Source organism: Streptomyces sp. NPDC002176 (genome assembly GCF_044903645.1).
GTDB lineage: Bacteria > Actinomycetota > Actinomycetes > Streptomycetales > Streptomycetaceae > Streptomyces.
Genome location: NZ_JBJDQW010000002.1, coordinates 855,415 through 868,111, shown reverse-complemented (window position 1 = coordinate 868,111; position 12,697 = coordinate 855,415). Strand labels below are relative to the sequence as shown.

Genomic DNA, 12,697 nt, shown 5'->3' with positions numbered 1-12,697 from the left:
ACCGACGCCCTGTCCGGAGGCCCCCATGCCCGAGAATTCCACCCCGTCCGGCTCCGCCGAGACCACCGCCTACCGCGCCGCGCTCGACGTGATCCGCGCGGTCGAGCCCCGTGTCGCCGACGCGATCGGCCAAGAGGTCCACGACCAGCGCGACATGCTCAAGCTGATCGCCTCCGAGAACTACGCCTCCCCGGCCACCCTGCTGGCGATGGGCAACTGGTTCAGCGACAAGTACGCCGAGGGCACCGTCGGCCGCCGCTTCTACGCGGGCTGCCGCAACGTCGACACCGTCGAGTCCCTCGCCGCCGAGCACGCCCGCGAACTCTTCGGCGCCCGGCACGCCTACGTCCAGCCGCACTCCGGCATCGACGCCAACCTGGTCGCCTTCTGGGCCGTCCTCGCCGACCGCGTCGAGGTGCCGTTCCTGGAGAAGACCGGCGTCCGCCAGATCAACGAGCTGTCCGAAGCCGACTGGGCCGAGCTGCGCCAGGCGTTCGGCAACCAGCGCATGCTGGGTATGTCCCTGGACGCGGGCGGCCACCTCACCCACGGCTTCCGCCCCAACATCAGCGGCAAGATGTTCGAGCAGCGCTCCTACGGCACCGACCCGGCCACCGGCCTGATCGACTACGAGGCCCTGCGCGCCCAGGCCCGCGAGTTCCGCCCGCTGATCCTGGTCGCCGGGTACTCCGCCTACCCGCGCCTGGTGAACTTCCGGATCATGCGGGAGATCGCGGACGAGGTCGGCGCGACCCTCATGGTCGACATGGCGCACTTCGCCGGTCTGGTCGCGGGCAAGGTGCTCACCGGCGACTTCGACCCGGTGCCGCACGCCCAGATCGTCACCACCACCACCCACAAGTCGCTGCGCGGCCCGCGCGGCGGCATGGTCCTGTGCGACGACTCCCTCAAGGACCAGGTCGACCGGGGCTGCCCGATGGTGCTGGGCGGCCCGCTCCCGCACGTCATGGCCGCGAAGGCCGTCGCCCTGGCCGAGGCCCGGCAGCCCTCCTTCCAGGACTACGCACAGCGCGTCGTCGACAACTCCCGCGCGCTCGCCGAGGGCCTGATGAAGCGCGGCGCCACCCTGGTCACCGGCGGCACCGACAACCACCTCAACCTGATCGACGTCGCCGCCTCCTACGGACTCACCGGCCGCCAGGCCGAGGCCGCCCTGCTGGACTCCGGCATCGTCACCAACCGCAACGCCATCCCCGCCGACCCCAACGGCGCCTGGTACACCTCCGGCATCCGCATCGGCACCCCCGCCCTGACCACCCGCGGCCTGGGCACGGCCGAGATGGACGAGGTGGCGGCCCTGATCGACCGAGTCCTCACCACCACAGAGCCGGGCACCACCAAGTCCGGCGCCCCGTCGAAGGCCCAGCACATCCTGGACCAGAAGACGGCGGACGAGATCGCGAAGCGAGCGACAGACCTGGTAGCGGCCTTCCCCCTCTACCCGGAAATCGACCTCGGCTGAGCGCTTGAGGGGCGCGGGGAACTGCGCGACAAGCCACGACGGCGCCGCAGCCCCCCGCGCTCCGCACCCACCCCCCACCTAGGCACTGGACCCACCTCCACCTCTGAGAGAATGGGCACCATGGCCACCCCTGAAAAGAAGCCTCGCGTACTCTCCGGAATCCAGCCCACCGCAGGCTCGTTCCACCTCGGCAACTACCTCGGTGCCGTCCGTCAGTGGGTGGCCCTCCAGGAGACGCACGACGCGTTCTACATGGTCGTCGACCTGCACGCGATCACGCTCCCGCAGGACCCGAAGGACCTCCGCGCCAACACCCGCCTCGCCGCGGCCCAGCTCCTCGCGGCCGGTCTGGACCCCGAGCGCTGCACCCTCTTCGTGCAGAGCCACGTCCCCGAGCACGCCCAGCTCGCCTGGGTCATGAACTGCCTCACCGGCTTCGGCGAGGCGTCCCGCATGACCCAGTTCAAGGACAAGGCCGCCAAGCAGGGCGCCGACCGGGCCAGCGTCGGCCTCTTCACGTACCCGATCCTCCAGGTCGCGGACATCCTGCTGTACAACGCGGACGAGGTGCCGGTCGGTGAGGACCAGCGCCAGCACGTCGAGCTGACCCGCGACCTCGCCGACCGCTTCAACGGCCGCTTCGGCGAGACCTTCGTGAGCCCCAAGCCGTACATCCTCAAGGAGACGGCGAAGATCTACGACCTCCAGGACCCGGCGGTCAAGATGAGCAAGTCGGCGGCCTCGCCCAAGGGCGTCGTCAGCCTGCTGGACGAGCCCAAGGTCACCGCGAAGAAGGTGAAGAGCGCGGTCACCGACACCGACACGGTGATCCGCTTCGACCGGGAGAACAAGCCCGGCGTCAGCAACCTCCTCACCATCCACTCCACCCTCACCGGCACGCCGGTCGCGGACCTGGAGCAGGAGTACGAGGGCAAGATGTACGGCGCCCTCAAGACCGACCTCGCCGAGATCATGGTCGCCTTCGTCACCCCCTTCCGGGAGCGCACCCAGCAGTACCTGGAGGACACCGAGACGCTGGACTCGATCCTCGCCAAGGGCGCCGAGAAGGCCCGCGCGGTGGCCGCCGAGACGCTGGCGCTGGCGTACGACCGGGTCGGTTTCCTGCCCGCGAAGCACTGACCGGCACAGACCGGACGTCCGGGGGCGCACACCCGCCCCCGGACGTGCGACCCGCACGCGTGTCCGGTGGGGCAGAGCGCCGTACATCACTTCCGTTGCGCCTGCCCTGCGGACACCCGTGGCCGTACAGTCGATAGCCGAAGGCCGTACGCGAAGACGGCTCACAGAACGAAGCGCGACGACAGGAGACGACGTGGGGATCGTAACGATCGGCGTGTCGATCGCGGTCCCGGAGCCTCACGGCAGCCTGCTCCAGCAGCGGCGCGTGGGCTTCGGCGACGCCGCCGCGCTCAGCATCCCCACGCACATCACCCTCCTGCCGCCCACCGAGGTCGAGGAGGCGGACCTGTCCGCCGTCGACGCGCACCTCGCCGAGGTCGCGGCGGCCGGACGCCCCTTCCCGCTGCGGCTGTCAGGCACCGGCACCTTCCGCCCCCTCTCGCCCGTGGTCTACGTCCACATCGAGCAGGGCGCCGAGGAGTGCGCCGAACTCCAGCAGCAAGTGCGGCACGCCTCCGGGCCGGTGCCGCGCGAGCTGCAGTTCCCGTACCACCCGCACGTCACCGTGGCGCACGGCATCGAAGAGGCGGCGATGGACCGCGCCTTCGAGGAGCTGGCCGGGTTCGAGGCCGCCTGGCCGTGCACCGGGTTCGCGCTGTACGAGCAGGGCCGGGACGGGGTGTGGCGCAAGCTGCGCGACTACTGGTTCGGCAGCCCGGTGGTGCCGCCGCAGGCCGGACACGCCGAGCGCGACACCATCCCCAGCCGCTGACGGACCCCGCTCAGACGGGGAGCCTGCGGAACAGGGCGCGCGGCGCGTGCCGCAGGACCGACATCACCGGGCGCAGCGCGCCGGGCACCCACACCGTCTCCGCGCCCCGGCGCAGCCCGAGTTCGACGGCGGCGGCCACCTTCTCCGGGGTGGTGGAGAGCGGTCCGGGCGCCAGATGGGCGGTCTTGCCGGTGCGCACGAACCCGGGGCGTACGACCATCACCCGCGCGCCCGTCCCGTGCAGCGCGTCGCCGAGGCCCTGCGCGAAGGTGTCCAGCCCGGCCTTGCTGGAGCCGTAGATGAAGTCCGAGCGGCGGGCGCGCTCGGCGGCCACCGAGGAGAGGATCACCAGCGAGCCGTGGCCCTGGTCCTGGAGGGCACCGGCCGCGACCAGACCGGCCGAGACCGCGCCGGTGTAGTTGGTCGCGGCGACCCGGACCGCGCGCAGCGGCTCCCGCTCGTCCCGCGCCTGGTCCCCGAGGACCCCGAAGGCGAGCAGCACCATGTCGACGGCGCCCTCGGCGAACACCTTGCCGAGGACCGTCTCGTGGGACTCCGGGTCCAGCGCGTCGAAGGCGACGGTGCGGACGTCGGCGCCGAGCACGGAGAGGCGCTCCGCCGCGCGGTCCAGGGCGGGGCCGGGACGCCCCGCGAGCCAGACGGTGCGGGTGCGGCGGGCGATGAGGCGGCGCGCGGTGGCCAGCGCGATCTCCGAGGTGCCGCCGAGGACGAGCAGGGACTGGGGAGGACGGCAGACAGCAGACATGCGGGTGACCGTATCGTCCGCATATGGCCGAGTGTCCGCATGGCGGCGCCGGGCTCCCCGCAATGGGTGATTAATGGGACGCGCCGACGGGTGGCCGACGGGTTCCGCCTCATCCGGGGTATCGGCACATGGAGTTCCCGCGAAAAGGGCAGGGGCGGATCATGGACTGGCTGAAGAAGCTGCCCGGCATCGGGCCGATCGTGACCTGGCTGATGACCACGCACGCGTGGCGTTCGTACGCCCGCCTGGACCGGGTGAACTGGACGTGGCTGGCCGCGGCCATGACGTTCGTCAGCTTCATCGCCCTGTTCCCGCTGCTGACCGTCGCCGCGGCGGTCGCGGCGGCCACGCTCGACCCGGCCCGGCAGAAGACCGTCGAGAAGAACATCGCGAGCCAGTTCCCCGGCCTCGCCGACCAGCTCGACCTGGGCGGCCTGGTGCAGAACGCGGGCACGGTCGGGCTGATCGCCGGTGCGGCGCTGCTGTTCACCGGTATCGGCTGGGTCGGCCAGATCCGGGACTGTCTGCGCGCGGTGTGGGAGCTGCCCGAGCGGGACGGCAACCCGATCGTGCTGAAGCTGAAGGACGCCGGGGTGCTGATCGGGCTCGGCGGCGCCCTGCTGGTCACCCTGGCCGCCTCCACGCTGGCCTCGGCCGCGATCGGCAAGCTGGCGTCGGCGATCGGCCTGGACGAGCACAGCTGGGGCACCGTGCTGCTGCGGATCGCCGCGTTCGCCGTCGCCGTGCTCGCCGACTTCCTGGTCCTGCTGTACGTGCTGAGCCTGCTGCCCGGCGTCGAACCGCCGCGCCGCCGCCTGATCGTGGCGGCCCTGCTCGGCGCGGTCGGCTTCGAACTCCTCAAGCTGCTGCTGAGCGGCTACATCCAGGGCGTCGCCGCGAAGAGCGTGTACGGCGCCTTCGGTGTCCCCGTCGCCCTGCTGCTGTGGATCAACTTCACCTCGAAGCTGATCCTTTACTGCGCCGCCTGGACGGCGACGCGCAGCGACGAGGGGAAGGTCACGGGCGCGGCCGCCGACGCATCAGATCAGGCAGCGGCCAGCGGCGGTTGACCAGGAAGGCCCCGCCGCCGAGCAGCACCAGCAGCCCGGCCGCGATGGCCAGCGCGGTCCCGGCGCCCCGGGAGCCGTCGCTCTGCGCGGCGGCGCCCTTCACCGGCTCGGACCCGGCGCCCGCGGTGCCCTGCGGGGCGCCGGTGACGTTCACGCTGGGCGCGCCGCTTGGCTGGGCACTCGGGGTCGCGTTCAGCGGCGGGACGAGCGTGCCGACCGGCTGGACCTTCCCCGCGGCCTTGAAGCCCCAGTCGAAGAGCTGGGCGGTCTCCTTGTAGACCTCGTCGTGCTCGTGCTTCTCCGGGTTCATCACGGTGACCAGCAGCACCTTGCCGCCGCGCTCGGCGACCCCGGTGAAGGTGGCGCCCGCGTTGGTGGTGTTGCCGTTCTTGACCCCGGCGATGCCCGGATAGACGGCGGTGTCCGCGTCGCCGCTCAGCAGCCGGTTGGTGTTCTGGATCTCGAAGGTCTCGCGGGTGCCCTTGCCCTTGCCCTTCTGCGTGGTCGCGCCGGGGAACTTGGCCCGCACGGTGGAGCAGTACTCCCGGAAGTCCTTCTTCTGCAGCCCGGAGCGGGCGAACAGGGTGAGGTCGTACGCCGAGGAGTACTGCTGGGGGGCGTCGTAGCCGTCGGGGCTGACCACGTGGGTGTCACCGGCCTGGAGGGCGTCGGCGTGCGCCTGCATGTCCTTGACGGTCTGCGCGACACCGCCGTTCATGGCGGAGAGCACGTGGACGGCGTCGTTGCCGGAGCGCAGGAAGACACCGAGCCACAGGTCGTGGACGGTGTAGGTCTCGTTCTCCTTTATCCCGACCATGCTCGAACCGGCGCCGATCCCGGCTAGGTCGGTGGGCACCACCTGGTGGCGCTGGTCCCTCGGGAAGCGGGGCAGCACGGTGTCCGCGAACAGCATCTTCAGGGTGCTCGCCGGGGGGAGCCGCCAGTGCGCGTTGTGCGAGGCGAGCACCTCGCCGCTCTCGGCGTCGGTGACGATCCAGGAGCGCGCGCTGAGGCCCCCCGGCAGCACGGGGACGCCGGTGGCGAGGTTCACCTGCGTACCGGGCACGCCGAGGCGGGCGCCGCCGACCTGGGACATGCGGGCGGGGGGTGCGGCGGTGGGGCTGGACGAGGGCTTGGGAGCGGCGAGGGCTGACGGCGCGGTGGCGGAGAGGGTCAGCAGCGCGGCGGATGTGATCAATAGGGATCGCTGAGCGATCTTCTTCGGTGCGGACACGATCGAGAACGTACCTGCCACGGGCTGTGAAGTCCCGCCTCCCGCTCCACCCCGGCCACGGAACCGGACAGCGGGCGGCGATACTGGACTCATGAAGCTCAGCCGCCCGGTCTCCTGGTTCCTGCTCGCCTTCGGGGTGTGGAGCTGGGTCATCTGGGTCACTTTCGTTAAGAACCTAATTGCTGACGGCAGCGGTCTCGCCTTCGACGACGGACACCCCACGGCCTACTTCTGGGTGCACCTGACGCTGGCGGTCGTGTCCTTCGTACTGGGGACGGTCGTCGGGGTCATCGGGTTGCGCGGACTGCGCGCACTGCGTCGGACGTCATAGGGGACTCGCCGGGTGGTCATCGTCTTCGTGCTCGTCGCCCTGGTCGTACTGGCCCTCGTGGCGGGCCTCCACTGGTACGTCTGGCGCGGCCTGGTCCGCGACACCACCCGCCCCCGGGGCCTCGGCCGCCGGGCGGGCACGGCGCTGTTCGTCGCGGCCCCGGTGCTGATGATCGCCGCCCTGGTCGCGGAACGCTCCGGCGCCCCCTTCTGGCTCCAACGGGCCCTGGCCTGGCCGGGGTTCCTGTGGATGGCGCTGGCGCTGTACCTGCTGCTGGCGACGTTGGCCACGGAGCCGGTGCGGGTGTGGGCGCGGCGACGGGCCCGGCAGGCGACGCGGGAAGCCGTGTTCGCCGGGCTGGTGGGGGTGCCGGTGCCCTCGCCTGGAAGGGCTGATGACGCGTCCGCGCCGGAGCCCGAGGAGCCCGAGGAGCCGCGGGCTTCCGCGCTCGCCGCCGCCGCCCTCTCCCGCCGTGTCTTCGTCTCCCGCGTCGCCGGGGGTACGGCGGCCGCGGTGGCGCTGGGCACGACGGGCTGGGGCACGTACGGGGTGCTGCGCGGCCCCCGCGTGAAGCGGCTGACGGTCCCGCTGGCCAAGCTCCCGCGCTCGGCGCACGGCTTCCGGATCGCGGTCGTCAGCGACATCCACCTGGGCCCGGTGCTGGGCCGGAACTTCGCCCAGACGGTCGTCGACACGATCAACTCGACCCAGCCGGACATGATCGCGGTCGTCGGCGACCTGGTGGACGGCAGCGTCAAGAACCTGGGCCCGGCGGCGGCACCCCTGGCCGGGCTGGAGTCCCGCCTCGGGACCTACTTCGTCACCGGGAACCACGAGTACTTCTCCGGCGCCGCCCAATGGCTGGAGGAGGTCCGCACGCTGGGCATGCGCCCGCTGGAGAACGCCCGCACGGAGCTGCCGTACTTCGACCTGGCGGGCGTGAACGACGTCCAGGGTCGGAGCGAGGGCCACGGTCCGGACTTCGCCAAGGCCCTCGGCGACCGCGACACCGCCCGCGCCTGCGTCCTCCTGGCCCACCAGCCGGTCCAGATCCGCGAAGCCGTCCACTTCGACGTGGACCTCCAGCTCTCCGGCCACACCCACGGCGGCCAGCTCTGGCCCGGCAACCTGATCGCCCGCGCCGCCAACCCCACCGTCGCGGGCCTGGACCGCTACGGCGACACCCAGCTCTACGTCAGCCGAGGCGCGGGCGCCTGGGGCCCACCGACCCGCGTGTGGGCCCCGTCGGACATCACGGTGATCGAACTGGCCTCCCGCGAGGCGTAGTCAGCGCAGCCCGGCGAACAGGTCGTTCTCCGGGGTCGGGGCGCCGGTGGTGTCCCGGACGCGGAGGAAGGTCTCCGTGCCCATCAGCTCGCCGAACCGCTCCTTGCCCATGCGCAGGAAGAAGATGTTCTCGCCCTGGCTGGCGTGGGCGGCGAGGGCGTCGTACTTCTGGCCGCTGTACGGGGTGGTGTCGACCCAGGTGGTGATCTCGTCGTCGGGGAGGCCGATGTCGGCCAGGGCGGCGGCCTCGGCGGGGTCGGGCTCCGGCAAGTCGCCCGCGAACTCGCGCATGATCTCGCCGAATCGGGCCATCCCCGAGCGCGGGACCGTGGTCCAGTAGACCTTGGGGGTCAGGTCGGTCAGCTCCAGCGCGGCCATCGTGATGCGGTGGGCCTGGATGTGGTCGGGGTGGCCATAGAAACCGTTCTCGTCATAGGTGACGACCACATCGGGGCGGTAGTGCCGCATCAGTTCCGCGAGCCGGGCCGCGCCCTCCGCCACCGGGGTCTGCCAGAAGGAGTCCGGGGCGTCGTTGCTCGGCCAGCCCGTCATCCCGGAGTCGGCGTAGTCCAGCATCTCCAGGTCGCTGATCTTCAGGACCTCGCAGCTCGCCTCGAGTTCGTCCCGGCGCATCCGGGCGACCGCCGCCGGATCGTGTCCGGGCTCGCCCGGCTTCACACCCCCCGGCCCGTCACCGCACCCGCCGTCGGTACAGGTCACCAGCACCGTCCGGACGCCCTCCGCCGCGTACCGGGCGAGGATGCCCCCGGTCCCGGTCGCCTCGTCGTCGGGGTGGGCGTGCACGGCCATGAGCGTCAGGGGCCGGTCCGTCATGAAAGTCCTCCTGCGAGACACGTCTGGGTACGAGGCCGCGGCGGGCGCGCCGCGGCCTCGGTCGCCACAACCGCGTCGACCGCACCGCCTGTTCCCGAGGCGTCCGATCGTCCGCCTAGACGTCCCCGAACCAGGAGCGCCCCTCGGCCCAGTGGGTCACCCACCCCGTGAAACCGGGCGTGCCCGGCAGCAGCGAAGTCCCGAACGGTATCGCGCCGTGCTCGGCGATCATCCAGACGTGGCCGCGCTGCGGGCCGGTGACGATCAGGGCCCAGTACATCCCGCAGCCGTCGGTGCCCAACAGCAGTGAGCCGTGCTCGAACACGGAGTCCTGCCGGGCCTCGAGCTCCTGCGTCGGTCCCGCCTCCTCTTCCTCCTCCCACAGCCAGGCCGCCGTGAGCGGGAAGGGCTCGGCGAGCAGGCGCTCGGCGAAGTCCGGGCTCCAGTCGGAGGGGATCTGCGCGAGGGGCAGCAGGCCGTAGTACGGCGGCCCCGCGCGCAGCCCGTCGCAGATCTCCGCCACGAAGGTGCGGTACGGCTCCGGGAGCACGATGCCGTGCCGCGCCTCGAAGGACCGCACCGCCTCCCATCCGGCCGGTGGCACCGCCTCGGGACGGGACGCGAAGATCTCGCGGAGGGCGGCGGACTCGGCCGGATCGCAGGTTTCCGTGTTCATGCCGGTCATGATGCAAGACCAGGAAGAGACGGCCCGGTGCTGGGCACCGGAACGCCGCTCAGGAACCAGTCGGCCTGATCATCGCGAAGGGCGCGCCCTGCGGGTCGGTGACCACGGTCATCCGGCCCGCCGCCATGTCGAACGGCGGGACGAGGACGTTGCCGTCGCGGCGGACCAGGGCGTCGACCGTGGAGTCCACGTCGTCGACCGCGAAGTACGTCAGCCAGTGGGCCGGGGTGCCGGGCGGGTCGTTGGCGAGGAGGGTGGCGCCGCCGACCGTACGGCCGCCCACGCGCAGCTCCCAGTAGGAGTCGTGGCCCTCCATCGGCATGATCTCGATGCCGAACGCCTCGCCGTAGAAGGCGGTGGCCGCCTCCACGTCGCTGGTGTGCAGCTCGTTCCAGGTCAGCGCGCCGGGCTCGTTGACCACGCCCGCGCCGAAGAACTCGCCCGGCTGCCACACCCCGAACACCGCGCCCTGCGGGTCGGCGGCGATCAGCATCCGGCCGAGGCTGCCGACGTCCATCGCGGGGGCGAGCAGGACCCCGCCCGCGGCGACGATCTGGTCCTGGGTGGCGATCGCGTCGGTGCTGGCGAGGTAGCTCGTCCACACGGTGGGCGGCTCCGGTGCGCCCTCGGGCGCCATCGTCGGGCCGATACCGGCCACGGCCCGCTCCTGCAGCTCGCAGACCGCGTACCCGCCGAACTCGGCCGGTCCGGGCGCCCCCTGCCAGCCGAACAGGTCCCGGTAGAAGTCCAACGCGGCCTGCTGGTCCTGCGCCATCAGATCGACCCAGCAGGGGGTGCCGGTCGCGTACGGGGTGGTGACTTCGGGCATCGCTCGCTCCCTGGTGATGTGTCCGGGTGGACACCCTTCCGCCCGGATACGGAAGCGTCCCTCCGACACGCCGCGAAGCCTCGCCGCCCGTGGAGTGGGCCGGGTCTCTGGTGCCTGCGGCCTGCCACGGGTGGGACCGAATGGACCCGTACGTCCCGAGGACGTACGGCCGGCCAGCCCCGAACAGCGACTCCGCGCGCTGACCGCTCGCGCGAACAGGCGCAGCCGGGGTGAATGCTTGTGACCATCTCCCGCTCCGCGAAGCGAAAGGCTTGGTCATGAAGCGAGTTGTCGCCCGGCTCTGGCGAGCGATCCGAGGCCCGTTGCAGTGGCGCATCCTGTGGTTCGCCAACGCCAAGTACATGGTGGGCGTCACCGGGGTCGTGCGGAACGAGGCCGGACAGGTGCTCCTGCTCAAGCACCGGATGTGGCCCGAGCACCGCCCGTGGGGACTGCCCACGGGCTACGCCGTCAAAGGCGAGGAATTCCCCCTCACCGTCGTCCGCGAGGTCAAGGAGGAGACGGGGCTCGACGTGACGCCCGGCCGTCTCGTCCGCCTGACCAGCGGCTACCGACTCCGGGTGGAGGTCGCCTACGAGGCTCTCCTCACCGGAGGAACCCTGAAGATCGACGACTTCGAGATTTTGGAGGCCCGGTGGTTCGACCCGGACGAGTTGCCGCAGGGACTGCAGGACTCGCATCGCCAACTCATCGCCCCAGGAGGCACTGCAACCAGCCCGGCCGCCCGCCCAGCGACGAGCTGATCCGGCACCTGAAAGCCACCGCCGAGTTACCCCCCGCATGAATTGGCGCACGTCACCTACGAGTTGGACGCCACCCGCGACGGCCAGCACGCGGACCACCTCGGCGAGATCGATCGCGAGACCTTCACCGGCCACGCCCCCGGCCATTCCTGGGAGATGCGCGACCTCCTGCACGGCTGACTCAGCGGACGCGGAACGCGGACTCCGTCCAGTTGGCGAACTCGATCGCGAGGTGGCGGCGGTGGGCGGAGAGGATGCGGGGGAGTGTCACCCGGGGGAACTCCACGCAGAGCCGGGCCCGGAAGCCGCCGGGCAGGTCCCGGAACTCGTGGCGTACGCCGCCGATGGGGCGGCCTCCGCCGCCGAGGGCGACACCCGCGGCGCGGGCGTCGGCGTCGGGGTCGGCGGGGGTGGTGAGGGACGAGAGGTCGGCGTAGTCGACGACGAAGCGGGTGGGGAGCGGGCTGCCGCCGGTGGTCTCGATGACCTCCTGGCGGTCGTCGGCCAGGGCCCGGATGAGGAAGTGGTCGGGGTGCGCGGCCGTCATGGAGTGGGCGTAGTCCGCGCGGGCGGTGTCCATGAACCACCGTACGAACTCCGAGGCGCTCCCGCCGTCCACGTGCAGCTCGCACACCGACGTGGCCGGGCGCCCGCCCGAGAGCCGGGTGGTGGCCCGCGCGATGGCGTCCCCGACGCGCAGGTCCCGCCGTAGCCGTCGCCGGATCTCCGAAGGCCCCAGCGCGAGCTTGGCCTCCGCGAACGCCTCCCGCTGCCGGGCGAGGTCCCCGGACGGCACCGGCAGCCCGATCTTCGCCGCTGCCACCGGCAGTCGCGCGGCCTCCCACGCCAGCACCTCGTCACGGCTCACCCGCCGCCCGCCGATGACCGCGTACACGGCCGGTACCGCGCTACGCATGGCGGCTCAGCACCCGTGCCACCGAGCGGTCCACGACCCGGCCGTCGAGCGGGCGGCCGGTGACGAGGAGCCGGAAGTACACCAGGGCGGCGAGATCCTCGATCACCTCGTACGGGTCGCTGTCCGCAGGGAGTTCGCCCCGCGCGACCGCCCGCTCCACGATGGCCGCGCCCCCGGCGAACCGCCCGGCCCAGAACGCCTCCTTGGCCCGCGCCACCTCGTCGTCCTCCGCCGCGAGCGACACGACGGTACGGAGCACACGCAGCACCTCGGGGCGTGCCACGAGTTCGACGATCTGGGCGAGGAACGCGCGCAGGTCGCTCTCCAGCGTGCCCGTGTCGGGGACCGGGTTCTCCGCACCCGCCAGCTCGGTCAGCGCGTCCGCCGCGAGGCGCGCCCTGCTCGGCCAACGGCGGTAGACGGTCGTCTCGGCGACCTCGGCGGCGGCCGCGACCCGGGCGAAGCTGAGCTGCTCGTACCCCTCGGTCAGCAGCACGTCCGCCGCGGCCCGGAGCACGCTCTCGCGCGTCCGGGCGGTGCGGCCGCCGGGGCGGCGCAGCACGGGCTTGTCGGCCACGGCTTCCCT

15 protein-coding genes are annotated in these 12,697 nt (G+C 72.1%); 8 read left to right on the top strand and 7 right to left on the bottom strand.

Features of this window, described 5'->3' with window-relative positions:
• Window positions 1–25: 25 nt before the first annotated feature.
• The 3 genes from ACI2LY_RS12220 (at window position 26) to ACI2LY_RS12210 (ending at window position 3,395) form a co-directional block, all read left to right on the top strand.
• The gene (locus ACI2LY_RS12220; protein ID WP_404707082.1) at window positions 26–1,483 is read left to right on the top strand and encodes a glycine hydroxymethyltransferase; all 1,458 of its coding nucleotides are present in this window, start codon (window positions 26–28) and stop codon (window positions 1,481–1,483) included.
• 111 nt (window positions 1,484–1,594) lie between these two features.
• The gene (gene trpS, locus ACI2LY_RS12215) at window positions 1,595–2,623 is read left to right on the top strand and encodes a tryptophan--tRNA ligase (RefSeq protein WP_404707081.1); all 1,029 of its coding nucleotides are present in this window, start codon (window positions 1,595–1,597) and stop codon (window positions 2,621–2,623) included.
• Window positions 2,624–2,816: 193 nt separating this feature from the next.
• Entirely contained in the window at window positions 2,817–3,395 is a 579-nt protein-coding gene (locus tag ACI2LY_RS12210; RefSeq protein WP_388996575.1) for a 2'-5' RNA ligase family protein, read from the top strand.
• A gap of 10 nt (window positions 3,396–3,405) precedes the next feature.
• On the opposite strand, the gene ACI2LY_RS12205 is transcribed toward ACI2LY_RS12210, so the two are convergent.
• Window positions 3,406–4,161, bottom strand: coding sequence for a decaprenylphospho-beta-D-erythro-pentofuranosid-2-ulose 2-reductase (locus ACI2LY_RS12205; protein ID WP_404707080.1), 756 nt, complete (start codon window positions 4,159–4,161; stop codon window positions 3,406–3,408).
• Between the two features lie 161 nt (window positions 4,162–4,322).
• Between ACI2LY_RS12205 and ACI2LY_RS12200 the strand changes: the two genes are divergently transcribed.
• Window positions 4,323–5,231 carry a YihY/virulence factor BrkB family protein gene (locus ACI2LY_RS12200; protein WP_404707079.1) on the top strand — a complete coding sequence of 303 codons (909 nt, stop codon included), beginning with the start codon at window positions 4,323–4,325 and terminating at the stop codon, window positions 5,229–5,231.
• Here ACI2LY_RS12200 and ACI2LY_RS12195 read toward each other — a convergent pair.
• Window positions 5,179–6,465, bottom strand: coding sequence for a D-alanyl-D-alanine carboxypeptidase family protein (locus ACI2LY_RS12195; protein ID WP_404707078.1), 1,287 nt, complete (start codon window positions 6,463–6,465; stop codon window positions 5,179–5,181). The two genes, ACI2LY_RS12200 and ACI2LY_RS12195, sit on opposite strands and share 53 nt — an antisense overlap.
• Before the next feature lie 91 nt (window positions 6,466–6,556).
• Between ACI2LY_RS12195 and ACI2LY_RS12190 the strand changes: the two genes are divergently transcribed.
• Window positions 6,557–6,796 carry an SCO4848 family membrane protein gene (locus tag ACI2LY_RS12190; RefSeq protein WP_130331623.1) on the top strand — a complete coding sequence of 80 codons (240 nt, stop codon included), beginning with the start codon at window positions 6,557–6,559 and terminating at the stop codon, window positions 6,794–6,796.
• 12 nt (window positions 6,797–6,808) lie between these two features.
• Window positions 6,809–8,083, top strand: a complete 1,275-nt coding sequence (locus ACI2LY_RS12185) for a metallophosphoesterase (RefSeq protein ID WP_404707077.1) — start codon at window positions 6,809–6,811, stop codon at window positions 8,081–8,083.
• Here ACI2LY_RS12185 and ACI2LY_RS12180 read toward each other — a convergent pair whose 3' ends face one another.
• From ACI2LY_RS12180 to ACI2LY_RS12170, 3 genes are all read right to left on the bottom strand, one after another.
• On the bottom strand, window positions 8,084–8,917 hold the full coding sequence (locus tag ACI2LY_RS12180; protein WP_404707076.1) for a PIG-L family deacetylase: 834 nt from the start codon (window positions 8,915–8,917) through the stop codon (window positions 8,084–8,086).
• A 115-nt stretch (window positions 8,918–9,032) separates the two neighbouring features.
• Window positions 9,033–9,593: an SMI1/KNR4 family protein gene (locus ACI2LY_RS12175; protein ID WP_404707075.1), complete on the bottom strand. Its 561-nt coding sequence runs from the start codon at window positions 9,591–9,593 to the stop codon at window positions 9,033–9,035.
• Between the two features lie 58 nt (window positions 9,594–9,651).
• The gene (locus tag ACI2LY_RS12170) at window positions 9,652–10,431 is read right to left on the bottom strand and encodes a VOC family protein (RefSeq protein ID WP_404707074.1); all 780 of its coding nucleotides are present in this window, start codon (window positions 10,429–10,431) and stop codon (window positions 9,652–9,654) included.
• Between the two features lie 278 nt (window positions 10,432–10,709).
• On the opposite strand from ACI2LY_RS12170, the gene ACI2LY_RS12165 reads away from it, so the two are divergent.
• Window positions 10,710–11,195, top strand: coding sequence for an NUDIX domain-containing protein (locus tag ACI2LY_RS12165; protein ID WP_404707073.1), 486 nt, complete (start codon window positions 10,710–10,712; stop codon window positions 11,193–11,195).
• A 42-nt stretch (window positions 11,196–11,237) separates the two neighbouring features.
• Window positions 11,238–11,375, top strand: a complete 138-nt coding sequence (locus ACI2LY_RS12160; protein WP_404707072.1) for a hypothetical protein — start codon at window positions 11,238–11,240, stop codon at window positions 11,373–11,375.
• 1 nt (window position 11,376) lies between these two features.
• Here the strand turns inward: ACI2LY_RS12160 and ACI2LY_RS12155 are convergent, their stop codons facing one another.
• Together ACI2LY_RS12155 and ACI2LY_RS12150 are read right to left on the bottom strand one after the other, a co-directional pair.
• Window positions 11,377–12,111, bottom strand: a complete 735-nt coding sequence (locus ACI2LY_RS12155; protein ID WP_404707071.1) for a hypothetical protein — start codon at window positions 12,109–12,111, stop codon at window positions 11,377–11,379.
• The gene (locus tag ACI2LY_RS12150; RefSeq protein WP_404707070.1) at window positions 12,104–12,688 is read right to left on the bottom strand and encodes a TetR-like C-terminal domain-containing protein; all 585 of its coding nucleotides are present in this window, start codon (window positions 12,686–12,688) and stop codon (window positions 12,104–12,106) included. Before ACI2LY_RS12150 ends, ACI2LY_RS12155 begins: the two co-directional genes overlap by 8 nt.
• Window positions 12,689–12,697 lie beyond the last annotated feature (9 nt).